This window comes from Ruegeria sp. SCP11 (genome assembly GCF_040329455.1).
Classification (GTDB): domain Bacteria; phylum Pseudomonadota; class Alphaproteobacteria; order Rhodobacterales; family Rhodobacteraceae; genus Ruegeria; species Ruegeria atlantica_E.
In genome coordinates this window covers 263658-288293 of record NZ_JBDZYG010000001.1, presented here as the reverse complement: position 1 = coordinate 288293, position 24636 = coordinate 263658, and the positions used below count along the sequence as shown (strand labels likewise).

The following is a 24636-nucleotide window of genomic DNA, read 5'->3' as shown; positions in this document are numbered from 1 at the left end:
TGGCCGGACGATATTCCTGACGCCTTCACCGGACGAAGCCGGAGTTGCGCCAATGCGTTCCCTTGTGCCCATTACGTATAAACAACATTGGGACCACATATTTGATTTGCATCAAATATCCCCTCACACCGGTGTCGACAAGTAAAGTTACGGCCATCAGACGCGAGGAAACGACGCAGGCACCCGTGTGGTTTCCGATATTATACCATATTCCCGGAAAAGCGCACTGGACGGCGCCGATGGCGCTGATAGGGTTCCGGCCAAATCTCATTAGCAGGAGAACCCCATGTCGTTAGACGCTGTTCTGAACCGCATCGACGCTGATCTGCAAACCTCGATCGACCGCCTGATGGAACTGTTGCGCATTCCGTCCATCTCAACAGACCCGGCTTATGATGCACAAGTGGATCAGGCCGCCGACTGGCTGGTGGCTGATCTGCAAAGCATTGGCATCGCTGCAGAAAAACGTGAAACGACCGGCCATCCGATGGTCGTTGGCCATGTCGGAGACGACACCAACGCACCGCATGTTCTGTTCTATGGGCATTATGACGTGCAACCGGTCGACCCGTTGGACCTGTGGAAACGCGACCCGTTTGATCCGGCCATCGAAGACACCGACAACGGCCCCGTCATCCGTGGCCGAGGATCGTCGGACGATAAAGGCCAGTTGATGACTTTTGTCGAAGCATGCCGAGCGTGGAAAGCCGTCCACGGCTCCCTGCCCTGCCGCATCACTTTCTTCTTCGAAGGTGAAGAAGAATCAGGCTCTCCATCCCTGGTTCCGTTCCTGCGAGAAAACGCGGCCGAGTTGAAAGCCGATCTGGCTCTTGTCTGTGACACCTCGATGGTATCGCGCGGCGTGCCGTCGATTGCGTCACAACTGCGCGGCATGCTCAAGGATGAGTTCACCATCATCGGCCCCCGGATCGACCTGCACTCGGGCCATTATGGCGGCCCCGGTCTGAACCCGCTGCGGGAACTGTCGAAAATCGTGGCCTCTTTCTATGACGATGAAACTGGCCGGGTGGCAGTCGAAGGATTCTACGAAGGCGTCCACGAAGTGCCCTCTGACCAACTGCGCCAGTGGGAAGGCTGCGGGTTTAATGAAACCGAGTACCTGAACTCTGTCGGGTACACGCAACCCCATGGCGAAAAAGGCTATTCGACGCTGGAACAGCAGTGGGCGCGCCCAACGCTTGAGGTCAACGGCTTATGGGGCGGCTACAATGGTGCGGGTTCGAAAACGGTGATCCCATCGCAAGCCCAGTGCAAAATCACCTGCCGTCTGGTCGGCGACATGGACCCAGACGCACTGCGCACCAAGGTCCGCAAACACGTTGAGGATCGCCTGTCGCCCGACGCAAAAGTCGAATGGGACAATGACCTAGAGGGGGCTCCCGCCTCGGTCATGAATCTGGACCGGCCCGAATTCGAAGCCGCCCGAGGTGCCCTGTCCGATGAATGGGGCCGTGAGGCTGTTTTCACCGGGATGGGCGGATCAATTCCGGTTGTCGGCTATTTCAATAAGGAACTCGGTCTGGATTCGATGCTGGTCGGCTTTGCCAATGATGACGATGCTATCCACTCACCGAACGAAAAGTACGACGTGAAAAGCTTCCACAAGGGCATCCGGTCATGGGCCCGCATTTTGGACGCATTGACCAGATAAAGAAAAAGGCACCGCCAGATCGGCGGTGCCTTTGACATTGGGAGGTAGTCCCAAACTCACATATGGATGACCTTGCCATAAGCGTCCAAGACGCTTTCATGCATCATTTCTGACAGAGTCGGGTGCGGGAAGACCGTGTTCATCAGGTCCTCTTCCGTGGTTTCCAGCTGACGTCCTACGATATAGCCCTGAATCAGTTCGGTCACTTCCGCTCCAATCATGTGGGCGCCCAGAAGCTCTCCGGTCTTCGCGTCGAAAACTGTTTTGATAAGCCCTTCGGGCTCACCCAGCGCAATGGCCTTGCCGTTGCCGATGAAGGGAAAACGGCCCACCTTGATGTCATAGCCCAGTTCTTTGGCTTTGGCTTCGGTGTACCCGACCGACGCAACCTGCGGCTGGCAATAGGTGCAACCAGCGATACTTTCGGGTTTGACCGGGTGCGCATGTTTGCCGGCAATCAACTCGGCGACCATGACGCCTTCATGGCTGGCTTTGTGCGCCAACCACGGCGCGCCCGCGATATCGCCGATAGCATAAAGACCTTCGACACCGGTACGGCAAAACTCATCGGTGATGACGTGGGTGCGGTCGATTTTCACACCCAAAGCCTCAAGCCCCAGATTTTCGACATTTCCAACGATGCCCACGGCTGAGATCACGGTGTCGAAGTCGTGTTTTTCGACCTTGCCCTTGACTTCGATATGCGCGGTAACCTTGCCCTTGGCACGGTCCAACTGCTTGACCATCGCCTTTTCCATGATGGTCATGCCTTGCTTGGTAAAGGCTTTTTTGGCCAGTCCACTGATCTCGGCGTCTTCAACCGGAAGCACCCGATCCAAGACTTCGACCACGGTCGTGTCGGCACCCAACGTGTTATAGAAGCTGGCGAATTCGATGCCGATCGCACCCGAACCGATGACCAGAAGTTTCTTTGGCATCCGTGGCGGCTGCAGCGCGTGCTTATAGGTCCAGACCAGATCGCCATCAGCTTCCAAGCCCGGCAGCTCGCGTGCGCGGGCACCTGTAGCCAGGACAATGTTCTTCGCAGTCAGCTCTTCGGCACCCTTTTCGGTTTTGACCGAAACCTTGCCCTTGGCGGGGATCGTTGCCTCACCCATCACCACGGTCACTTTGTTTTTCTTCAACAGGTGACCGATGCCGCCCGAAAGCTGCGCAGCTACACCGCGCGAACGTTTTACGACAGCGTCCAGATCGTAACCAACCTTGTCAGCCTTGAGGCCAAAGTCCTTGGCGCGCTCCATCAGGTGGAACACTTCGGACGAGCGCAACAGAGCTTTCGTTGGGATACAACCCCAGTTCAGGCAGATGCCACCCAGGTGTTCACGTTCGACCACAGCGGTTTTCAGTCCCAGCTGTGCCGCGCGAATTGCAGCAACATACCCGCCCGGACCGGCGCCGATTACGATCAGATCAAAAGATTGTGCAGCCATGTTTCCCTCTCGGCGCAGGTCGATTGAAAAATTAGTTTACCATTAAACTAAATTGCACAACGCATCAACACACCTTTCCCGCGACAAATGCGACGCTGGGTCAACAGTATCAGTTTATGCGGTTTTCAGCCTATACCGGGCACGCTTCAATGGCTAGAACATAGGCACCGGGTTTACCCACTCTTTGCTAAACACAAGTCATTCGAAAGGCTTATCATGGCCAAGACACTCAAAGATCTGCTGCTTGCTCTTCTGAACGCCACCCTAATTCTGTTGGCGATCTGTTTGTTTCTTGGATGGAAGTTGGCATCGACTGTGGACGACATCACCACTGGCTTTTCGGAAAAAGTTCAGATCGTCGGGCCATTAAAGGACGAAATTCGAGGCGTTCGCGGAGAACTGACCGCACTGCGCAGTGATCTTGCTAGCATTCAGACGAATGATAGTGAGACCGACAGCGCTGTAGGGCAGCGGATATCCGCGGCGCTGACTACGCTCGATCAATTGGAGCAAAAGATGCAGGCATCTCAGGCCCGCATCGCCGAGATCACGGACTCTCCTGACGAGATGATAAACAGCGCCATAGAAAAAACGGCCGACGAGATTGCCGACCGCATTATAGCAATCAGAGGGTGCGAACCAGCGTCCTAACTGGCCGCCTGCAATTCGCGGACTGTGGCACCGTAACCACCCATGTCCACATAGGCCGCTTCATGCTCGGTCATTGGACGTTCAAGTGCTTCGTTCCGATAAGGGAAGCGGCCAAATTTTCGGATCACCTCGCGATGTGCACGCGCGTGCAACAGATTGCCTTGATCGCCGTCGGTCATGTTCTGACACATCAGGCGCACACAACGTTCCTGATCGCACAGGTTTTCCGAATGCATCATCGGCAAGTAGAAGAACTGCCGGGCGGGCTCATCAATTTTCAGATCCCAGCCCTTATCAACCGCACATTTCGCAGCCGACAACGCCGCCCGATCAGACGCAAAAGCCTTGGCGCTGCCCCGGAACATGTTACGTGGAAACTGATCCATCAGGATGATGTAGGCGAGTGCCCCGCTGGGGTAAGTCAGCCAAAGCGAAAACCTGCCTTCATTCGCGGCTTCCCAGGTGGTCAAAAACCGTTCGCGAATTTCAGCATCCAAGGCATCATCTTGTAGATACCAACCCTTGGGGCCAATCTCATCTAACCAAAAACTCAATACTTCTTCAGGACCTGCCATTGCCCTAAACTCCGTCGTGTTGTCCTCCCCAGGGACGTAAGGTTATTAAATGCTGTTTTACAGATTTGTTACAGTAAAAAATTGCAACACTTGCGACATAATCCTGTGTCTTAGGCAACATCTTGCGTCTCTTGCTCGGCTTCGGCGGCTTCGATGGCCACTTCCTGAGCAACTTCAAGCGCAACAGGTGACGCCGTTGGATAGAACGGCGACATCGTTCCGGTTTCATCAACCGGGATCGCTGCACGCTGAGTCGTGCGGTACAGGGCATAAACGGCCATTGTCGCCAGCAGCGCTGCAATGAATAGGAAAAACCCTTGCGGGCCGAAAACAGCGTCGCCCATCAGCCAACCGGTGATCAGCGGTCCTGCAATGGCACCCAAGCCGTTGATGAACAGCAACCCGCCCGAGGCGGCAGCCATATCTTCATGATCCAAGAAGTCGTTCGCGTGCGCTATCAGCAGAGAGTAGAGCGGGTTCGACATGCCGCCAATCACAAAGGCCGCAGCCAGAAGGATGGTGAAAGAGAATCCAAACATCATGCCTACGACGGCGGCGGCGGCCCCTACCCCTGCAACCAGCATGATAAGCGTGCGCCGGTCCATGCGATCCGACATCCAGCCCAACGGGTACTGCAACACCAAAGCGCCAACGTAGAACGCTGCAATAAAGGTCGAAATCTCAACAAGCGTCAGATCTGCCCGGGCGCCGTAAACCGACGCCATACCGAATTGCGCCGAGAACACACCGCCCAGCAGGAACATTCCAACACAGCCCAACGGCGAATACCCGAACAACTCGCGCAGTGTCATCGGCTTGGTCGTGTCGAACGCCGGAGTTGGCGAGATCGAAAGCAGAATTGGCGCAAACGAAATGGAAACCAGGATGGATGCGACAACGAAAGTGTCAAATCCGGCGGGATCACCCAATACCACCAACCCCTGAGCAGTGATGACCCCGGTCATCTGGAAAATCATATAGAGCGATAGAGCCTGACCGCGGTTCTCGTTACTGGCCGCATTGTTCAGCCAGCTTTCCGCTGTCACATACACGCCGGAAAAGCAGAACCCGATCACAACACGCCCCAAAACCCAGACAAACGGATTGGTCATCAACGGGTACAGGATCATGACGGCCGAAATGAATGAGGCCAGCGCCGCAAAAACCCGCACGTGCCCAACGCGTCGGATCATCTCGGGCGCCAGGCGTGATCCCCCTAAGAAACCCAGAAAGTAGGCCGACATCACGAATGACATTTCCAGAGTCGAAAAACCCTCGATTTCCCCCCGAACACCCAGAATCGTACCTTGCAGGCCGTTCCCGACCATCAGCAGGCCGATACCAAGAAGAAGCGCCCATGCGCTGGACAGGACCTGAAGCATTGGGGCCTCCTTAAAATGCCGACCGGGAATAAGGATTCGTTTTGATATGAAAAACTGCTCTGGTCGTGCTTGTCTACGACATTGACAAAGAACGATCCCGACAACGCGCCCTTTATGGGATCAAAAGCGACGCGTCCCCGTAAGAAAAGAACCGATATTTCTGTTCAACTGCATGCGCGTAGACGTCGCGCATTCGATCCTGCCCCATCAGTGCTGAGACCAGCATCAGCAATGTCGATTTCGGCAGGTGGAAATTGGTCATCAGTGCGTCGGTCACATGGAATTCAAATCCGGGGTAGATGAAGATATCCGTCTCCCCCTCCCACGGTTCGATCTGACCAGAGCGCGCCGCGCTTTCGATCAGGCGCAGGGCCGTTGTGCCCACAGGAATGACCCTTCCGCCCGCCGCTTTGGTCGCACGGATTTCCTCAACGGCTGTGGCGCTGACCCGACCCCATTCGGCATGCATCTTGTGCGTGGTCACATCTTCGACCTTAACCGGCAGAAAAGTACCAGCCCCCACATGCAGCGTGACATGGCTGAATGTAACACCGCGCTCGGCAAGCGCCTTCAGAAGCGCTTCGTCAAAATGCAATGAGGCTGTGGGCGCCGCAACCGCACCCGAGTTACGCGCCCAGATCGTCTGGTAATCGGTCTTGTCCTGCTCATCTGCCGGACGCTTGGCTGCGATGTAGGGCGGCAAAGGCATTGCCCCTGCCTGCTCCAGAGCGGCGTCGAAATCCTCACCGGAAAGATTGAACCGCAGATGGGCCTGCCCGCCGTCGACCCGATCCAGCGTTGCGCTGAGGTCGTCTGAGAACCGGATCTCCTCTCCCGGCTTTACCTTTTTCAGAGGCTTGATCAACGACGTCCAGGTGCCATCGGCCTGAGGCTCCAACAAAGTCGCCTCAATCGCGGCAGAGACCGGACCTTGCGCACTGTCACGGTGGCGACGACCGTTCAGGCGTGCGGGGATCACACGGGTGTCGTTCAGTACAAGCCGGTCGCCCGGTTGCAACCATTCGGGCAGATCATAGACATGCTCGTCCGACACCGCATCGCCATTGGCCACCAACAAACGCGCCGAGGACCGCGGGTTGGCGGGCCGCGTGGCAATCAGGTCTTCGGGCAATCGGAAATCAAAGTCTCTGAGTTTCATGGCCGCGCCATACAGCGCGTTGCCTCCCGTTTCAACGGTCTGATGCAGGTGCCCCGAAAGTTCGCTTTGGCTCGTCCGGTTTGACGGGCTGCGAATTTGGCCCGTCGGAAACCGTTGGCGCCGGTGCCCTCAGTAAGTTCCGCAGAAACAGCGGCGCCAAACCGGACAACGGGTTAACAGACACTTTTGGCTGCCGCAGTGGGCCGGTTAGGGTGTAGTTGAACCCAATGACGCCCTCGCCCTTTTTGGTGAATACACTGCCTATGGCATTCACCAAATAGATCGGAGAGATCGCACCGCGCAGGTTCAGCATCCCAGAAACCGTGTCGATTGTACCGTCAAATGACAGACCCATTGATGGTCCGATCGCACTGCCGCTGAGGACTTTGACCTGAGTTGGCGTTAGCCGCATCCGGCTTTCGATGGTAGAGAAAAAGATGCCCTGCCCGGCCATTTCGTCCAGCAGGCCAACCAGACTGATCGCGTTCAACAGCGCAGCCATCGCCGGAGCGTCCTTGATGCGAGTGTTGGTGATTTTCACGTTCACGTCGTAGTTTCCGGGCCCCGCCACCGGTTCCAGTTGCAGGTCCAAGGATCCGCCGCGCGCTTGGGTGATCATTCCCGCCGAACGCAAAACCGCGCCCGCATCACCAGATGTCAGCGTCACCGCGCTGCGCCCCAAACGCGGAGAGACCTGCCCGCGAACAGGAGCCCCCCCATTCACACTGGCGGTGAATGCGCCGTTGACACCTCCGGTGGTTTGAAATGCGCCTCTGAACCCAGTCAAAGCGATGGTCTCGGTAACTTGCAGGCGATCCAGCACCACGTCCAGTCGAGGTCCCACGCCAGAGCCGCCACCGCTGCCACTGCCGAAGGTTGCGCGCCCCAAATTCATGACGCCGCCAAGCACGCGAATATTGGGTACGGCGCCACCAGTGTTGACCAGTTCAGCAGGAACCGCCAACCAGTTCCCCAAATCGAACGAGCTGAACTGAACGCGGTCAAAATCCCCCTGATTGAAAGAAATTGACGCGGTGGTGCGCAACCCTGCCGCGTTCAGCTTGAGCTCGTCCACACGCAGGTTTTCTCCCAACGTCGCCGCGACGGTCATTGTGCCCTTTGTTCCCGCCCCCTTGCGCCAACCCAGTTCCGGGATTGCCAATGCGACCCCTGTCAGGTCAGACGAGGCCGTGAGTTTCGGCGGCTCCCCCGCGCCAATACCCAAAGCGATATCCGCAGTGCCCTGCCCGGTCAGCATCCTCTGCGGCAGGCCAGCCTTTAATTCGGTCATAAGACGGGGAGAAAGTTCGATTTGCCCGGTCACCTCACTGCGCTGTGGTTCGCTGCCGCCGATTGGTTGCCGCCACGTGGCCTCAATGGGGACATCCCCGAAAAGCCCATTGCCTGAGACCTCAACCTCTGTCTCGTCGCCCTCAAGGGCCAACCGGTCTGCAATTACCGAGAAGCCGGGAACCAGCCTGTCACTTTGAACGTTGTCGATTTCTCCGAGAAAGTGGAACTCCGTCTCTTCGAACTTCAACCCTTTCTTCATTGGCAGAGCCAATGTTCCGGCGAGGCTTACCTTTCCCTCAGCAAGATCAACCGGAAGATTGGCTTTGGTCAGCAATTGCAGCGGCGGCCGGTCGAGGAGCGACAAAGCCGCTGTAGTGCTGCCGCTGGCAGTGATCCGGGTAATAGACGGAGACACGCCCTTGATGCTGGTATCGGGAATAATGAACGAGGTGCCGGTTGCGTCAATCGCACCACCCTGATCCGCGAATACAACCCCCGCCTCGGCTGTTGCAGTGAAGCGGTTATTGATCAGACTAGCCTGCCCCTGCGCGTTCTCAAGCGGTGGCAACGTCTTGGCGAACCTGATCTTTGCTTTCTCGAACCCGAAATCCAGGTAAATGTCGGGCTTACTGCCAGGCCGCAGCCGCAAGGCAAAATCAACGTCCGAGAACTGGCCTTCATACAGGTTTTGCGCCACCCAGATCCGGGGTTTGGGTGCCAGCCTTTCCGGCCAGTAGTTTAGCAGTTCATCCGCATTCATGCTGTCCAAATGCGCATCCAGCTCTGCTGCCCAACCCTCGGGTTCACCGATCAGTTTGCCGAACCCCAGCAGGCGATAGTTGGCGTCTTCAACCATGATCTGCCCCAACCGCAGCTCGAATGGGGCAAGTTTCATCTGCATCTCCAGATCGGCCCGAGCCAGTTCCAGCGGTTCAGGGAAAAGACCGGCCGGGTTGATGTTGAGACTGCTGAGGCTCAGCTGCGAGGTCAGGCTGTCAAGCGCGCCGCTCTCAATACCGTTCAGAAACGATTTGCCTTCGGCCTGAAGGGACCCCCAGGCCGAGACGACCGACACTTCGTTGAAATCCAATTCCTGACGACTTGGGGTATAGGTGAAATAGGTGCTGGCCGACTCGAATGGAATCGGACGCGTTTCCTGCGTCGGTTGCACCGCCCCCGCCCCGAGGTTCAGCGTTGCAAAGACTGGGCCCAACGCCGCGTTGCTGTCGACGCTGCCGCGCAACGCACCTGAAATCGGTGCCTTGAGAACTTGCAACCACGATAGGGCAAGGCTCTGGCTGGCGATATCCTCGGCCGGAAGATCGGTGATCGCGATGCCGAACGCGGCTTGTGGAGTGCCCAAAACACTGGTGTAATTTGCCTCGATCGAACTGGCATAGTCGCGGCCGGTAAGTACTGAAAAGCCCGTGGCGAGATGCATCTCATCCCCGGTTCGGGTGGCGGTAATATGCCCACCGTCGAACACCCAGGCCCGACCAAGCCGCAGGTCTTGATAGTCCAAGGTCAAGGATTCCAGCTCGACCGAGCGCAGACCTGACAAAATGGGCGACAAGAACACATCGTCGGATTGTTCGATCAACTGCGCGAGATCCGGCGCCTGTTGAACTGGCGCACTGCCCGAACCAACGGTCAGTGATAGCGCGCCGTCCAACCCGCGGGTCAACGCAAATTGCGCATCGTGCAAGATAATACGGCGTGGGCGAATCTGCCCGCGCAGTAACCCGCGCATCGACAGGCGCGTCCGCAAATCCGACACCTGAGCAATTTGTTGTCCTGCTGCATCGCTTATAGTCACGTCAGTCAGTCGCAGCCGCGGTCGCCACTCTTCGTTTACGATGAAACTGGCATCCCCAAATCGGAATTGAAGCCCACCAAGGCTTTGCTCTAGCCGCTGCTCGACCTGTTTGCGCAGCCATTCAGGCGCGTGCAGGTTCTGACCAAACAGAAAGAGCCATGCCGCAAAAACCAGCAGGCCCAGTGTCAGGATAGTCCAACCGGAAAAATGCGCAGCTTTCCGACGGCGCGAGCGGTGGTGCCGGGGCTTCTCCGGCTGCGTCGCACTTTTTTCTTTGTGCTGCACCAATTTTCTATCCACGCCTTTTAACCCGCTCGTGCCGCCCTATGATGACGGGCAGCCCTTAAAAAACTTTAGCGGAGTTTCCAATGCCCGACGTTTCAGACATGGCCCCTGATTTCACCTTGCCCCGCGACGGGGGTGGCGAGGTTACCCTGTCCGCCCTGCGCGGTGGCATCGTGGTTTTGTTCTTCTACCCCCGTGATGATACGCCGGGTTGCACCAAGGAATCCATCGGTTTCTCGGAACAACTTCAAGACTTTGGTGACGCCGGCGCTCAAGTTTTCGGCATCTCGCGCGATAGCGTCGCCAAGCACGACAAATTCGTGGCCAAGCACAACCTAATAACTCCGCTGCTGTCCGACGAGGGCTCGACCGTTTGTGAGGACTATGGCGTGTGGGTCGAAAAGAACATGTATGGGCGCAAGTCCATGGGCATCGAACGCTCAACTTTCATCATCGACGCCGAGGGCAAGATCGCCAGGGTCTGGCGCAAGGTCAAAGTCCCCGGCCACGTGGATGAGGTACTGGAGGCTGTCCGCGCCCTGTGACCCCTCTCGACCACGGTCGCCATCCGGTCTAAGACCCGCGCAATTGAGCAAGCGGAGAAACCCGGTGTCGAAAACACTGACGCAGATGGCGACCGAAGTTCTGACCACGGCGGACGGGCGAGAGAAAAGCGCCCTATCCAAACGTCATGCGGCGGCATGGTTTGAGTCGCGCAAGGGTGAGGCCCCGGCGATCGAGATCGGCACCGCCGAGCCGCCCATGTCTCCGGCCCGCCCGGACAGGCCCGAACTGCTGTCTCCGCGCGAGGTGCCGAAGCGCAAACCCGGAACCGAAGCAGGCCGCATCGCCCTGCTGCACGCGGTTGCCCATATCGAGCTCAATGCGGTCGACCTGCACTGGGACATCATCGCCCGCTTTGGACACGTCCCCATGCCAATCGGGTTTTATGACGACTGGGTCAAATGCGCCGAAGAGGAATCGCGCCATTTCGAGATGGTCTGTGATTGTTTGGAAAGCATGGGCAGCCACTACGGTGCCCTGCCCGCTCATGCCGGTATGTGGCGCGCGGCCGAGGACACGGCCGAAGACCTGATGGGCCGTCTGGCCGTCGTACCAATGGTGCTTGAGGCGCGCGGGCTGGATGTGACGCCCGGCATGATCGACATTTTCCGCAAGGCCAAGGCCGAACAAGCCATCGCCGCGCTGGAAGTTATCTACGCCGAAGAGGTCGGCCACGTAGCCTATGGATCGAAATGGTTCCACTTCCTGTGCGGGCGTGAAAATGCCGACCCCAAGGACGTGTTTCACCAACTGGTGCGGCGGTACTTCCACGGGGTACTGAAACCTCCTTTCAACGAAGAAAAACGCGCCGAAGCGGGGCTGCCGCCCGATTTCTACTGGCCACTGACCGAAGATCTACCTCCACCGGGTGCCGCGCATTAAACGTGCTCAACTTGACGTTATCGGCAGATTCCCGCCGAGAATTGGCGGGAATAAGTAGGTTTCATGTGTGAACTGGTTAACAAACTTGCCCAAAAGGCACGCGCCCTCTATGCAGTGCGCCCAAGGGACGGCGATCACTCACGACCGATCCCGATCTTGGGGATATGAGGTATAGGCGCGTGCGAACCCGTCTGGCAATCAAACTACACTCACTGCTTGAACGGCATTTCCCGGAGCGCCGGGTCTTTCTGAAATCTGACAACGACACGCGCTTTATCCGGCTTAGCTCGGAAACGCAGGTGGCTGCTGTGGCTGGGGTTGCTGTGATTGTTGGCTGGACCGCGGTCGCGACGGCAATCCTGCTGATGGACAACATCGGATCAGGCAACTTCCGCGAGCAGGCCAAGCGAGATCAGGCGACCTATCAGGAGCGTCTGAACATCCTGTCCGCCGAACGCGATGCCCGCGCACAAGAGGCGCTGGCTGCACAGGACCGCTTTAACGCAGCGCTAGAACAAATTTCTGCGATGCAGTCCGAGCTTCTGACCTCGGAAAACCGCCGCCGCGAGTTGGAGACAGGGATCGAGGTCATCCAAACCACCCTGCGCACCACAATGAAGCAACGGGAAGAGGCTCGGACCGAGCTAGCGGAAATGCAGGTCGAAACCGGTGATGGCGACATGTACGTGACCGCCCTAGCCCACCCCGAGCAGATGAACTTCATGACCGAAGCGCTGGTCCGCACCGCAGCCGAACGGGACCAGATCGCGTCGGACGCTCAGGACGCATTCGATCAGCGCGAAGAACTAGAACTTGAAATCCAACTGATGCAGGAACGCAGCGACGAAATTTTCCGCCAGTTGGAAGAGGCGATGGTGATTTCGGTCGAGCCGCTGGACAAGATGTTCCGCGAGGCCGGAATGCCCACCGACCGTATTATCGAAGAAGTCCGCCGCGGCTATAGCGGTATGGGTGGCCCCCTCACCCCCATCTCTTTCAGCACGCGCGGAGAGGACCTGACCCCCGACGAAATCCGCGCAAACGTGTTGCTGCAACAGATGGATCAGTTGAACCTGTACCGCATAGCCGCCGAAAAAGCCCCCTTTGCAAGCCCGGTGCATGACGTTGTCCGCTATACCAGCGGTTTCGGTTTTCGTCGTGACCCCAAGACAGGCGGCCGTCGCATGCATAACGGGGCTGATTTCGCGGGCGCGCACGGCACCGACATCTTTGCCACCGCCGATGGCGTGGTAACTCATGCGGGCTGGCAATCGGGCTTTGGGCGGCTGGTCAAAATCAAGCACGCCTTCGGAATTGAGACACTTTACGCCCATAACACCAAGATCCGGGTGAAGGTTGGTCAAAGGGTCTCGCGTGGGGATCATATTGCTGATATGGGTAGCACTGGACGGTCTACCGGTACGCATCTGCACTATGAAGTACGCGCAAACGGAAAACCTGTTAACCCAATGACTTACATCAAGGCTGCGAGAAATGTTTTCTAAGAACAAAATCAACGAGCCCGCACCGAGCACCGCTGAGACGGCAAAGCCTGCCGCTCCGGCGACACCTGCGGCCCCTGCCCCTTCGGAAAGCAAGGCGACATCCGCGCCCAAGCCCAAACCTCCGGCATCGGTTCTGTCTTCGGACCTGCACATTACAGGCAACCTGAAGACAACGGGTGACATTCAGGTTGAAGGCACTGTCGAAGGCGACATCCGCGCGCACCTGCTGACCATCGGTGAAACCGCAACCATCAAAGGCGAAGTCACCGCCGATGACGTCGTGATCAACGGCCGCATCGTTGGCCGTGTACGTGGCCTGAAAGTGCGCCTGACCTCGACCGCCCGCGTCGAAGGCGACATCATCCATAAGACCATCGCCATCGAAAGCGGTGCGCATTTCGAAGGCTCTGTGCAGCGTCAGGACGATCCTCTGAACCCCGGCCGCAGCGCCAAATCCGGCGCCAACCCGGCGGCTGAGGTCAAACAGTAACGCTGACCCCATATCCGAATGATCAAACGCCGCAGGACACCCTGCGGCGTTTTCTTTTACCTTGCTGCCCGGCATTGTCAGTATAGGGTTCTGACATGTTGATCTTTTTCTCAATCCTGCTGCTCATCGTTGGCTTTTTCGTTTACCGTTACTGGTCCAAATCGCAGGCGCGTCAGGAACTGCTGGCCACACCTCTGACCAACCATCAGCGCAGTGTGATCGAACATCAGGTGCCGCTGATCCGCCGATTGCCCCCTGACCTGCGCGCTAAGCTGGACGGCAAGGTGAATCTGTTTCTGGATCAGGTGCAGTTCCACGGCTGCGACGGGTTGGAAGTTACTGAAGAGATGGAATTGGCCATCGCCGCCCAAGCCAGCCTGCTGCTGGTCAATAGCGACCTGTGGTACGACCATTTGACAACCATCTTGATCTACCCGAGCGCCTTCAAATCCCGTCAACGCAGGCAGGATGGATATGTTGTCAGCGAAAAGGAAATTGTCCGCACCGGAGAAAGCTGGGATCGCGGACCGGTCATCCTGTCCTGGTCGCACAGCAAACAGGGCGCGGCGAATGACCACGACGGGCAAAACGTCGTTCTGCACGAGTTTGCACACCAGGTTGATGACCTGTCGGGCGGCACCAACGGCGTTCCGATCCTGAGTGATGGGCAGAGCTTTGCGGAATGGGAGCGCGTATTTCTGACCGCCTATGACGCCCATGTCCACGCTGTCGAGCATCACCAGCATACTGTCATCGATCCCTATGGCGCTGTGGGGCATGAAGAGTTTTTCGCCGTCTCGGTCGAAGTGTTTTTTGAACAACCACGACAGCTGAAAGCTGCTGTTCCAGATGTGTACGAGCAACTCTCCAAACTGTTCCGGCTGGACCCCGCCACTTGGGATTAGGACCTGCCGAATATGTTCGGTGTTACGTCAGTTTCACAAAAATCGATTTTTGAATTACACTGAAACCCATTGTTTTCTGGAGGGCTTTTCATGTCATCAAAACTCATGGCCGAATTCTTCGGCACGTTCTGGCTGGTGCTGGGCGGCTGCGGTAGCGCTGTTCTGGCGGCAGGCGTTGCCGATGTGGGCATCGGTTGGCTGGGTGTTTCCTTTGCCTTCGGCCTGACGGTTCTGACCATGGCATACGCGGTCGGACATATCTCGGGTGGGCATTTCAACCCGGCGGTCAGCCTTGGCCTGATGATCGGCGGCAGGTTCCCGGCCCAGGAGTTGATCCCCTATTGGATCGCGCAGGTGATCGGCGCAATTGCCGCCGCAGCCGTCCTTTATCTGATTGTCAGCGGCGCACCAGGCTTTGAGGGAGTTGGCGGATTTGCCTCGAACGGCTATGGAGAGGCCTCGCCCGAGGGCTATTCGATGATGTCCGCTTTGGTGATTGAAATCGTGATGACCGCGTTCTTCATCATCGTCATTCTTGGCGCAACATCTAACTTTGCTCCCGACGGCTTTGCCCCGATCGCAATTGGTTTGTGCCTAACTCTGATTCACCTGATTTCGATCCCAGTGACCAACACATCGGTCAACCCGGCGCGGTCTACCGGTGTGGCGCTGTTTGCAGACGCTCCGGCGCTGGCACAGCTCTGGCTGTTCTGGGTCGCGCCTCTGATCGGCGCTGCCATCGGGGCGCTAATATGGCAGGTAATGGGAGACGATTGAGCCCAAGAAAGCCCCGATGATCATACACATCGGGGCTTTTCTATTTATTCGGTTACGGTGACTTTTTTCATCACGTCCGGCTGGCCGATCACAGTGCCGTTGGGGCCATCACCCCGCTTGATCGCATCCACCACATCCATACCGTCAGTGACCTGACCGACAACCGTATACTGGCCGTTCAGGAACGGTCCCGGTTCGAACATGATGAAAAACTGCGAATTCGCGCTGTTCGGATCCTGCGCCCGCGCCATACCCACGACACCGCGGTCATAGTTGTAGTCCGAGAACTCAGCCGGCAGGTCGGGACGATCCGATCCGCCCGTTCCGGCACGACGCATGTCGCCACCGATACGGCCAAATTCAACGTCTCCGGTCTGCGCCATGAACCCGTCGATCACGCGGTGGAACACCACCCCGTCATACTTGCCCTCAGCCGCCAGAGCGCTGATTTGCTCAACGTGTTGCGGCGCAAGGTCATCGAACAGGTCGACGGTGACGGTACCATTGGCGCCCTCACCTTCGATCTCGATCTGAAGCCCTGTGGCCAGCGCGGGGCTGGCCAACAAGGCGAAAGCGGCGGCCAGCTTATACATCAGCCGCCACCTTGACGCTGATCATGCGGTCGGGGCTCGCTGGCGGCTCACCGCGGGTGATGGCATCAACATGCTCCATGCCTTCAATGACGCGGCCGTAAACGGTGTACTGGCCGTTCAGGAAGTGGTTGTCCTTGAAGTTGATGAAAAACTGCGAGTTGGCCGAGTCCGGGTTCTGCGAACGTGCCGCACCCAGCGTGCCACGGTCGTGCGGCAGCTTGGAGAATTCGGCAGGAACATTCGGCAGCGACGAGCCGCCAGTGCCTGCCATACGCAGGTTGAATCCATCTTCCATGTCGCCATGCTGAACGTCGCCGGTCTGCGCCATGAAGCCGTCAATTACACGGTGGAAGGCCACGTTGTCATACTCGCCACCACGCGCCAGTTCCTTCATGCGGGCGCTGTGCTGAGGGGCCACGTCGGGTAGCAGCTCGATGACGACATTGCCGTCTTTCAGTTCGATGATGATCGTGTTTTCGGGATCCTTGATCTCGGCCATGAGGCCCTCCTGTCGTTTGTCTTGCGCAAATACCTATTCGCCATGCGCATGAATGCCAAGTGACGCATTGACCTGAGGGCAAAATGAAGGAAAAGAACCGCCTAAATCTGTTTCAATTTTCCGAGGATTGCACGATGGGCTGGAAAACTCTCGACGATATGGACCTGAACGGTAAACGCGTGCTGGTGCGCGTCGATATCAACGTGCCGGTGGTGGATGGGGTCGTGACCGACGCAACCCGCATTCAGCGCATTGTGCCGACGGTCAAAGATATTCTAGCCGCTGGCGGCAAGCCGATCCTGCTGGCGCATTTCGGGCGTCCCGGCGGTGAGCGGCGTGAGAACCTGTCCCTGAAACAGCTGATCCCAACACTTGAGACCGCTTTTGGCGCCACAGTCCTGTTCGCCGCAGATTGCGTTGGCACCGCGGCCGAACTGGCCGCCGATGCCCTGCAACCCGGTCAGGTCCTGCTGCTGGAGAATACCCGCTTTCACGCGGCTGAGACCAAGAATGACGCCAATCTGGCCGCAGGCATGGCCAAGCTGGGTGACGTCTATTGCAATGATGCTTTCTCGGCGGCCCACCGCGCGCACAGCTCGACCGAGGCTATCGCCCGCCTGCTACCCGCCTGTGCCGGACGCTTGATGCAGGCGGAACTGGAAGCGCTGGAAGGCGCGCTGGGTGCGCCCAAGCGCCCGGTGACCGCCGTGGTTGGCGGCGCGAAAGTTTCAACCAAGTTGGAATTGCTGGGTAACCTGATCAACAAGGTGGATTATCTGGTTATCGGCGGTGGCATGGCGAACACATTCCTCGTTGCCAAAGGACTGAACGTCGGTAAATCGCTGGCCGAAACCGCAATGAAAGACACCGCGGCCGAGATTCTGGCCAAGGCTGAAAACTCGGGCTGTACGATCGTCCTGCCCTCGGACGTGGTCGTCGCGGAAAAGTTCGAAGCGAACGCTCCTCATCAGGTGCTTCCCGCAGATCAATGCACCGATGACGGCATGATACTGGACGCCGGCCCTGAAAGCGTTGCAGCCATCACTGAAATTTTCGCCAAAAGCCAAACCCTCATCTGGAACGGCCCGCTCGGCGCGTTCGAGATCGAACCCTTCGACGCAGCCACCAATGCAGCCGCACTGAAAGCCGCAGCGCTGACCAGCTCGGGCCAATTGGTTTCAGTTGCAGGTGGTGGTGACACTGTCGCTGCGCTGAACGCATCAGGGGCGGCGAAGGATTTCTCGTATATTTCGACTGCGGGTGGCGCATTCCTTGAGTGGATGGAGGGCAAGACCCTACCCGGCGTAGCGGCGCTGGAAGCGTAACACCCACAGCGCGTTGGTCGCTTTTCGGAATTGATGGTAGAATCTTCCCTTTGAGGGGGAGATTTTGCCATGAGAGTTATTGCTTTCCTGATCGCAATTCTGCTTCCCTTGCCTGCCCTCGCACAATCCAGTTGCGGTGGACAAACGCAGATCGAAGCCAATTTCTGTGCGAAGGAAAAATGGGAAATCGCGGATCGCGAACTGAACCGGATTTGGAAAGAGGTCAAACCGCTGGCAGATGCGCGCGGAGATGGGCAATCCCTGCTGCAAGAGCAACGCGCTTGGCTTAAAGCCCGTGATGCCACCTGCGACCGGGAGTTGATGGGCGACGGCAGCGCCGCACCGATGTTCTATTGGGCCTGCATCGAAGAGCAGACCTTGTCCCGCAACCAAGCGCTGCAAGCCTGGCGTTGACTAGCAGTCATCAACAAATTGAAAAAAGTACAAGCCAAGGGATTCACAACCCGAATCACCTATGACATACTGATTTCAGATGTCCGAAAAGGGCACGTTTTTGAGGCAAACTTCATACGGCGGTAAACAGAGTGTCCCGTTCCCATCGGCCCGGTTTGGGCGCAGTCGTTTTCTTCATGGTGGCATTTATGCTGGGTGTGTATTTCACCTTTGCCGCCGTGCAGGGCGACTTTGGCCTGTTCCGACGGGTCGAGATTGCGGCGGAACGGGACGCCCTGTCACGCGACCTCACCAAGCTTGAAGCCGAGATCGCGGAGATGGAAAACCTGACTCGCCGCTTGTCAGATACCTACCTGGACCTCGATCTGCTGGATCAACAGGCGCGCTCGGTTCTGGGCATGATCCGCTCGGATGAAATTGTTATCCGCTAAATTCTTTACTTCAGTATCCTTTTTGGTTTGAATTTCGCCCTTTTATGGCGACTAGTGAAGCACAAACCGAGGGATCTTTTGTTATGAGCAACAAACTTGACGATCAGTTTTTCGACAGAGCTGATGCCGTAATCAACCTGGCAAACACATATCTGGAACAGGTGACACGCGGAAAGGTCAGCGCATCGCTCTTATACGCAGCGGCACGGTTCAATTCCTGGGTCAGCGCCTGTGGCTTCGAAAACCGAGACGATATGGAGGAGATGAAAGAAGAGACCATCGAGTACTTTGTTCAAGAGTATCGAAAAATGCTCGATGAAAACCTGACTGACTACATCGACAATTTTGACAAATACATGCGCTAAGCGCAGGTGTTTTGCCCATAGAAACACTGCTTTCCGCCGATTAGTTCCCCCGCGTCACATTTACACTCGCCAGAAAGCAGGAAATGCTTTATGAGATAGTTTAACGCTAAACTATCTGTCCGGAAGGGGGAGATCGCCACGATGGCTGCGCGAAAAACCACAAAGAAACCAAACGTTTCCGCGGAAGAGCTTAAAACCTACTACCGCGAAATGCTTCTGATCCGCCGATTCGAGGAAAAGGCGGGCCAGCTTTACGGCATGGGTCTGATCGGTGGGTTCTGCCACCTTTACATCGGACAGGAAGCCGTCGTTGTGGGCCTCGAGGCCGCAGCCAAAGAAGGCGACAAACGCATCACTTCATACCGCGACCACGGCCACATGCTGGCGTGCGGGATGGAGCCGGGCGGCGTGATGGCCGAATTGACCGGACGCATCGGCGGTCTGTCCAAAGGTAAGGGCGGCTCGATGCACATGTTCTCGAAAGAGAAGCATTTCTATGGCGGCCACGGCATCGTCGGCGCGCAGGTCCCGCTGGGCGCCGGTCTGGCCTTTGCAGACAAATACAAGGAAAACGGCGGCGTGACCTTCACCTATTTCGGTGACGGCGCGGCGAACCAGGGTCAAGTCTACGAAACCTTCAACATGGCCGCCCTTTGGGATCTGCCGGTGGTTTTCGTGATCGAGAACAACCAATACGCCATGGGCACCGCTCAGGCGCGCTCGACCTCGACAAAGGACATCTACCACCGCGGTGAGGCCTTCGGCATTCCCGGCGAGATCGTCAATGGCATGGACGTGTTGGCCGTCAAGGAAGCCGGTGAAAAAGCCGTCGCCCACTGCCGCGCGGGCAAAGGCCCTTACATTCTGGAAATCAAGACCTACCGCTATCGCGGCCACTCGATGTCCGACCCAGCAAAGTACCGCACCCGCGAAGAAGTTCAGAAGGTTCGCGAACAAAGCGACCCAATCGAACATGTACGCGAGCTGCTGCTAACCGGCAAACACGCGACCGAAGACGATCTGAAGGCGATCGACAAAGAAATCAAAGAGATCGTGAACCAAGCTGCCGAATTCTCGAAAGAAAGCCCCGAGCCTTCCGTCGAAGAGCTCTGGACCGACATTTACGCCTGAGAGGACGATTAAGACATGGCAACCGAAATTCTCATGCCCGCCCTTTCGCCCACGATGGAAGAGGGAACTCTGGCCAAATGGTTGGTCAAGGAAGGCGACACCGTATCTTCAGGCGACATCATGGCCGAGATCGAAACCGACAAGGCGACGATGGAGTTTGAGGCTGTCGATGAAGGCATCGTCGGTAAAATCCTGATCGACGAGGGCACAGAAGGGGTTAAAGTGAACACCCCCATCGCAATCCTGGTGGAAGAAGGTGAAGACGCCTCCGCCCTACCCGCGGCTGCGCCTGCAGCCGCAGCGGTAGCCGAGGCCGCCCCGGTGGCGGCGGAGGCGCCCGCTCCTGCCGCTGCTCCCGCCGCGCCAGTGGTCGACCTGTCGCCTGACTGGCCCGCAGACGCGCCAATGGCGCAACAAACCGTTCGTGAAGCCTTGCGCGACGCAATGGCTGAAGAAATGCGGGGTGACGAAGATGTTTACCTGATGGGCGAAGAAGTCGCCGAATATCAGGGCGCCTACAAAGTCTCCCAAGGCCTGCTGGATGAGTTCGGCGCCAAACGCGTCATCGACACTCCGATCACCGAACATGGTTTTGCTGGTATCGCAGTTGGGTCGGCCTTTGGCGGTTTGAAACCGATCGTCGAGTTCATGACCTTCAACTTCGCCATGCAGGCGATCGACCACATCATCAACTCGGCAGCCAAGACACTTTACATGTCTGGCGGTCAGATGGGCTGCCCCATCGTCTTCCGCGGCCCCAACGGAGCCGCTGCCCGCGTGGCCGCGCAGCACAGTCAGGACTACGCGGCTTGGTACATGCAGGTTCCCGGTCTGAAAGTCGTGATGCCCTACTCAGCCGCCGACGCCAAGGGCCTGTTGAAATCGGCCATTCGCGACCCCAACCCGGTGATCTTCTTGGAAAACGAAATCCTCTACGGTCGCTCCTCCGATGTGCCCCAGGTGGATGATCTGACCATCCCTCTGGGCAAAGCCCGCATCTGGCGTGAAGGCTCGGACGTGACCATCGTCAGCTTTGGCATCGGCATGCAGTTCGCACTCGAAGCCGCCGACAAACTGGCCGAGGAAGGCATCAACGCCGAGGTGATCGACCTGCGCACCATCCGCCCGATGGACACCGGCGCGATCATCAACTCGGTGATGAAAACCAACCGTCTGGTGACCGTCGAAGAAGGCTGGCCGCAAGGCTCGGTCGGCAGCTACATCTCCTCCGTGGTAATGCAGGAAGCGTTCGACTACCTAGACGCGCCGGTCATCAACTGCACCGGCAAGGACGTTCCGATGCCCTACGCTGCGAACCTCGAAAAGCTGGCCCTGATCACCACCGATGAGGTGATCTCCGCTGTCAAACAAGTGACCTACCGGTAAGGAGCGACAGACAGATGCCCACCGAAATTCTGATGCCCGCCCTTTCACCGACGATGGAGGAAGGAACGCTCGCCAAATGGCTGGTTAAGGAAGGCGACACAGTCTCCTCCGGCGACCTGCTGGCCGAGATCGAAACCGACAAGGCCACGATGGAGTTCGAGGCCGTCGACGAAGGTACCATCGGCAAGATCCTGATCCCCGAAGGCACCGAAGGGGTGAAGGTCAACACAGCCATCGCTGTTTTGCTGGAAGATGGTGAAAGCGCGGATGATATATCGGCTGCTCCTGCCGCAGCTCCCGCGGCTGCGCCAGCAGCCGCCGGGGGCAACGAGGCCGCCGCGCCAGCGGCATCCGAGACGCCCGCCCCTGCCCCAGCCGCACCGGTTAAGGCAGATGGCGGCCGTATCTTCGCCTCGCCACTGGCCCGCCGGATCGCAGCGCAGAAAGGTCTGGATCTGGCCCAGATCACTGGCACCGGTCCGCATGGCCGTATCGTCAAAGCCGATGTTGAAGGCGCGACAGCTACGGCTCCGGCGGGAGCCCCAGCACCTGCCGCCGCAGCCCCGGCCGCCCCAGCTCCGGCTGGACCCTCGGCAGATGCAGTGGCCCGCATGTACGAAGGGCGCGAATACGAAGAAATCAAGCTCGACGGGATGCGCAAGACCATCGCCGCGCGCCTGTCTGAGGCCAAGCAGACCATCCCGCACTTCTATCTGCGCCGCGACATCAAACTGGACGCGCTGCTCAAGTTCCGGAGCCAACTGAACAAACAGCTCGAAGGCCGTGGCGTGAAGCTTAGCGTCAACGACTTCATCATCAAAGCCGTCGCCAATGCGCTGCAACAGGTCCCGGCCTGTAACGCGGTCTGGGCAGGCGACCGGGTTCTGCAACTGAAACCTTCGGATGTTGCAGTTGCGGTTGCCATCGAAGGTGGTTTGTTCACGCCGGTCCTGCAGGACGCCGACACCAAGTCGCTGTCGGCGTTGTCGACCGAGATGAAAGATCTGGCTGCCCGCGCCCGCGAACGCAAGCTGGCACCGCATGAGTATCAGGGCGGCACCTTCGCGGTATCGAACCTCGGCATGTTCGGCATCGATAATTTCGACGCCATCGTGAACCCACCGCACGCTGGTATTCTAGCCGTTGGCTCGGGTGTCAAAAAGCCGGTCGTTGGCGATGACGGAGAACTTGCGGTTGCCACCGTCATGTCCGTTACCATGTCAGTCGATCACCGGGTCATCGACGGCGCGCTTGGAGCGGAGCTGCTGCAAGCCATCGTCGACAATCTGGAAAATCCGATGGTCATGCTGGCCTGATCCTGAACACGAACCGCGCAGGGTCATCCACCTTGCGCGGTCCTTTCATTCACCTTCGTAAAGTGAGCGAACGTGATTGCCCGGGCAATTGCCCAATCCCCGATACCGAAGCACCATGCTTGCACAGATGCCCCCGATGCACAGGTGCGCTATGGCTTTAAAAAATCCGACGAAAACTCTGCTCTTAGTAGCTTTGACGGCGATTGCACTGCCCATGACGGCAATCGCAAAACCCAACAGCTATCCGGGTGAGAACTCAAAGTTCAAGTCCCGCGACCCCGCCGTCATTGCACAGCAGAAAGCAGCGCAGCAACAGCGGATCAAAGAGCGGAAGAAACGGCGCGACCAGAGGCGGCTTGAGCGGTTAAATCGAAAGAAAAACCGCTCAAACTAGAGTTACTGATCTTTACCCAGCATGTGGTCCATCGAAATCGAGGGCTGATCGCACCCGGCCTCACCTACGATCTTGGCAGGTATACCGGCGACAGTCGTACAGGCCGGAACTTTCTGGAGAACCACCGAGCCCGCGGCAATGCGGCTGCAATGGCCGACCTCGATATTGCCCAGCACCTTGGCGCCGGCGCCGATTAGAACACCGTCACCAATCGTGGGATGGCGCTGTTCTTCTTCCTTGCCGGTGCCCCCCAGCGTCACCGAATGCAGCATCGACACATTGTCTCCGACAACAGCTGTCTCACCGATCACAATGGAATGGGCATGGTCGATCATGATCCCCTTGCCGATCTTCGCGGCTGGATGAATGTCGATCCCAAAAATCTCGGACGAGCGCATCTGGAAGAAGTATGCAAGATCGTGACGGCCCTTGTTCCACAGCCAATGAGCCACACGGTAAGCCTGCATCGCCTGATACCCTTTGAAATACAGAACCGGTTGCAACAGGCGGTGGCAGGCCGGATCACGCTCATAGACAGCCATCAAGTCCGCGCGTGCGGCCTCGATCAACGAGGAATCGCCAGCATAGGCTTCATCCACGATTTCTCGCAGCACCATCATCGACATTTCGTTCGAGCACAGCTTGGCCGCCACCCGATAAGACAGCGCCCGCTCCAGGCTGCGGTGGTGCAGAATACAGGCGTGAACCAGGCCACCCATCAACGGCTCACTCTCGACTGCTGCCTGAGCTTCGGTCGTGATACGGTTCCAGACTGGGTCAACCGGAGTTACCTGACTGCGCTTTTCCAACATGGCTTTCGATCCTTTTCTGAGCCTAGAATGCCATTTAGTTGTAAAAACGCCAAACGCAAACCCGTGATATGCAGGGTAACGAAATTGAATGAAACTGAACTAGCGGCATTTGAGGTAAGAATTCAGGAGCGATTAGCTGAACTTGCAGATCATTCGGCGTCGGAAAAAGATGCACAGGCAATTGTCGAACTGGATCAACAGGCCATTGGTCGTCTCAGCAGAATGGACGCTTTGCAGAATCAGGCAATGGCTAAGGCACAGCAGGCCAACCGAGATATTGAGGCGCGACGGTTGCAGGCCGCGCTAGTCCGGATTCAAGAAGGCGAATTTGGGTATTGTGAGGATTGCGGTGAAGAGATTCCCAAGGGGCGGCTAAACCTCGACTTCGCCGCCACAAAATGCGTCAGCTGTGCGTCTGGCTGATGTGAAACCGGATTAGATGGCGCATAACCATCTCAAAACATTGACAATACTGCAAATTGTCAAAGCCAGGCTCGTCCGCTAACCGCCTGTTTCGCGCCACTGCCATCAAAGAACCGTTACCAAACATGGGGTGAAGGCCC

General features: G+C 57.6%; 24 protein-coding genes. 16 read left to right on the top strand and 8 right to left on the bottom strand.

The genetic code is table 11. The annotated features are described in order from the left end of the window. The first annotated feature begins 286 nt into the window (after positions 1-286). Entirely contained in the window at positions 287-1672 is a 1386-nt protein-coding gene (locus tag ABLN94_RS01475; RefSeq protein WP_352988458.1) for a M20/M25/M40 family metallo-hydrolase, read from the top strand. Between the two features lie 56 nt (positions 1673-1728). Here ABLN94_RS01475 and lpdA read toward each other — a convergent pair whose 3' ends face one another. Beyond that, positions 1729-3123, bottom strand: coding sequence for a dihydrolipoyl dehydrogenase (lpdA, locus tag ABLN94_RS01470; protein ID WP_352988456.1), 1395 nt, complete (start codon positions 3121-3123; stop codon positions 1729-1731). Positions 3124-3339: 216 nt separating this feature from the next. On the opposite strand from lpdA, the gene ABLN94_RS01465 reads away from it, so the two are divergent. After that, positions 3340-3774, top strand: coding sequence for a hypothetical protein (locus tag ABLN94_RS01465; RefSeq protein ID WP_352988454.1), 435 nt, complete (start codon positions 3340-3342; stop codon positions 3772-3774). On the opposite strand, the gene ABLN94_RS01460 is transcribed toward ABLN94_RS01465, so the two are convergent. The 4 genes from ABLN94_RS01460 to ABLN94_RS01445 all read right to left on the bottom strand — a co-directional run bounded on the left by ABLN94_RS01460 (position 3771) and on the right by ABLN94_RS01445 (position 10284). Next, on the bottom strand, positions 3771-4349 hold the full coding sequence (locus ABLN94_RS01460; protein WP_352988453.1) for a DUF924 family protein: 579 nt from the start codon (positions 4347-4349) through the stop codon (positions 3771-3773). The two genes, ABLN94_RS01465 and ABLN94_RS01460, sit on opposite strands and share 4 nt — an antisense overlap. A gap of 110 nt (positions 4350-4459) precedes the next feature. Further along, positions 4460-5731, bottom strand: coding sequence for an MFS transporter (locus ABLN94_RS01455; RefSeq protein WP_352988451.1), 1272 nt, complete (start codon positions 5729-5731; stop codon positions 4460-4462). Between the two features lie 112 nt (positions 5732-5843). Next, entirely contained in the window at positions 5844-6890 is a 1047-nt protein-coding gene (gene queA, locus ABLN94_RS01450; protein WP_352988449.1) for a tRNA preQ1(34) S-adenosylmethionine ribosyltransferase-isomerase QueA, read from the bottom strand. Positions 6891-6921: 31 nt separating this feature from the next. Continuing rightward, entirely contained in the window at positions 6922-10284 is a 3363-nt protein-coding gene (locus ABLN94_RS01445; protein WP_352988447.1) for a DUF3971 domain-containing protein, read from the bottom strand. A gap of 83 nt (positions 10285-10367) precedes the next feature. Here ABLN94_RS01445 and ABLN94_RS01440 point away from each other — a divergent pair, with 83 nt between their 5' ends. The 6 genes from ABLN94_RS01440 (at position 10368) to aqpZ (ending at position 15407) form a co-directional block, all read left to right on the top strand. Beyond that, positions 10368-10829: a peroxiredoxin gene (locus tag ABLN94_RS01440; RefSeq protein WP_352988446.1), complete on the top strand. Its 462-nt coding sequence runs from the start codon at positions 10368-10370 to the stop codon at positions 10827-10829. Between the two features lie 85 nt (positions 10830-10914). Continuing rightward, a complete protein-coding gene (locus tag ABLN94_RS01435; protein WP_352988988.1) occupies positions 10915-11730 on the top strand; it encodes a ferritin-like domain-containing protein in 816 nt (271 codons plus the stop codon). Between the two features lie 179 nt (positions 11731-11909). Beyond that, positions 11910-13235 carry a M23 family metallopeptidase gene (locus tag ABLN94_RS01430; protein WP_352988444.1) on the top strand — a complete coding sequence of 442 codons (1326 nt, stop codon included), beginning with the start codon at positions 11910-11912 and terminating at the stop codon, positions 13233-13235. Continuing rightward, the gene (locus tag ABLN94_RS01425) at positions 13225-13725 is read left to right on the top strand and encodes a bactofilin family protein (protein WP_170489553.1); all 501 of its coding nucleotides are present in this window, start codon (positions 13225-13227) and stop codon (positions 13723-13725) included. Before ABLN94_RS01430 ends, ABLN94_RS01425 begins: the two co-directional genes overlap by 11 nt. Positions 13726-13820: 95 nt before the next feature. After that, the gene (locus tag ABLN94_RS01420) at positions 13821-14630 is read left to right on the top strand and encodes a zinc-dependent peptidase (protein ID WP_352988443.1); all 810 of its coding nucleotides are present in this window, start codon (positions 13821-13823) and stop codon (positions 14628-14630) included. A 90-nt stretch (positions 14631-14720) separates the two neighbouring features. Continuing rightward, positions 14721-15407, top strand: a complete 687-nt coding sequence (gene aqpZ / locus ABLN94_RS01415) for an aquaporin Z (RefSeq protein WP_352988441.1) — start codon at positions 14721-14723, stop codon at positions 15405-15407. 44 nt (positions 15408-15451) lie between these two features. Here aqpZ and ABLN94_RS01410 read toward each other — a convergent pair whose 3' ends face one another. After that, the gene (locus ABLN94_RS01410; protein WP_352988439.1) at positions 15452-16000 is read right to left on the bottom strand and encodes a peptidylprolyl isomerase; all 549 of its coding nucleotides are present in this window, start codon (positions 15998-16000) and stop codon (positions 15452-15454) included. Then, positions 15993-16499: a peptidylprolyl isomerase gene (locus ABLN94_RS01405; protein WP_352988437.1), complete on the bottom strand. Its 507-nt coding sequence runs from the start codon at positions 16497-16499 to the stop codon at positions 15993-15995. The genes ABLN94_RS01410 and ABLN94_RS01405 overlap by 8 nt, the downstream gene beginning before the upstream one ends. A 134-nt stretch (positions 16500-16633) precedes the next feature. On the opposite strand from ABLN94_RS01405, the gene ABLN94_RS01400 reads away from it, so the two are divergent. The 7 genes from ABLN94_RS01400 to ABLN94_RS01370 all read left to right on the top strand — a co-directional run bounded on the left by ABLN94_RS01400 (position 16634) and on the right by ABLN94_RS01370 (position 22867). Further along, positions 16634-17824 (top strand): phosphoglycerate kinase, encoded by a 1191-nt coding sequence (locus tag ABLN94_RS01400; RefSeq protein WP_352988986.1) that lies wholly within the window; start codon positions 16634-16636, stop codon positions 17822-17824. Positions 17825-17893: 69 nt separating this feature from the next. Beyond that, positions 17894-18238 carry a lysozyme inhibitor LprI family protein gene (locus ABLN94_RS01395; protein WP_352988435.1) on the top strand — a complete coding sequence of 115 codons (345 nt, stop codon included), beginning with the start codon at positions 17894-17896 and terminating at the stop codon, positions 18236-18238. A gap of 131 nt (positions 18239-18369) precedes the next feature. Further along, a complete protein-coding gene (locus ABLN94_RS01390) occupies positions 18370-18669 on the top strand; it encodes an FtsB family cell division protein (RefSeq protein ID WP_170489570.1) in 300 nt (99 codons plus the stop codon). Between the two features lie 83 nt (positions 18670-18752). Further along, entirely contained in the window at positions 18753-19034 is a 282-nt protein-coding gene (locus ABLN94_RS01385) for a DUF3144 domain-containing protein (RefSeq protein ID WP_352988434.1), read from the top strand. A gap of 141 nt (positions 19035-19175) precedes the next feature. Continuing rightward, on the top strand, positions 19176-20165 hold the full coding sequence (gene pdhA, locus ABLN94_RS01380; protein WP_352988432.1) for a pyruvate dehydrogenase (acetyl-transferring) E1 component subunit alpha: 990 nt from the start codon (positions 19176-19178) through the stop codon (positions 20163-20165). Positions 20166-20180: 15 nt separating this feature from the next. Further along, the gene (locus ABLN94_RS01375; protein WP_352988430.1) at positions 20181-21551 is read left to right on the top strand and encodes a pyruvate dehydrogenase complex E1 component subunit beta; all 1371 of its coding nucleotides are present in this window, start codon (positions 20181-20183) and stop codon (positions 21549-21551) included. Positions 21552-21565: 14 nt separating this feature from the next. Beyond that, positions 21566-22867 (top strand): pyruvate dehydrogenase complex dihydrolipoamide acetyltransferase, encoded by a 1302-nt coding sequence (locus ABLN94_RS01370; RefSeq protein WP_352988428.1) that lies wholly within the window; start codon positions 21566-21568, stop codon positions 22865-22867. A 396-nt stretch (positions 22868-23263) separates the two neighbouring features. On the opposite strand, the gene cysE is transcribed toward ABLN94_RS01370, so the two are convergent. Beyond that, positions 23264-24073: a serine O-acetyltransferase gene (cysE, locus tag ABLN94_RS01365; protein WP_352988427.1), complete on the bottom strand. Its 810-nt coding sequence runs from the start codon at positions 24071-24073 to the stop codon at positions 23264-23266. Between the two features lie 84 nt (positions 24074-24157). Between cysE and ABLN94_RS01360 the strand changes: the two genes are divergently transcribed. Next, positions 24158-24496, top strand: a complete 339-nt coding sequence (locus ABLN94_RS01360) for a TraR/DksA family transcriptional regulator (protein ID WP_352988425.1) — start codon at positions 24158-24160, stop codon at positions 24494-24496. The last annotated feature ends 140 nt before the right edge of the window (positions 24497-24636 follow it).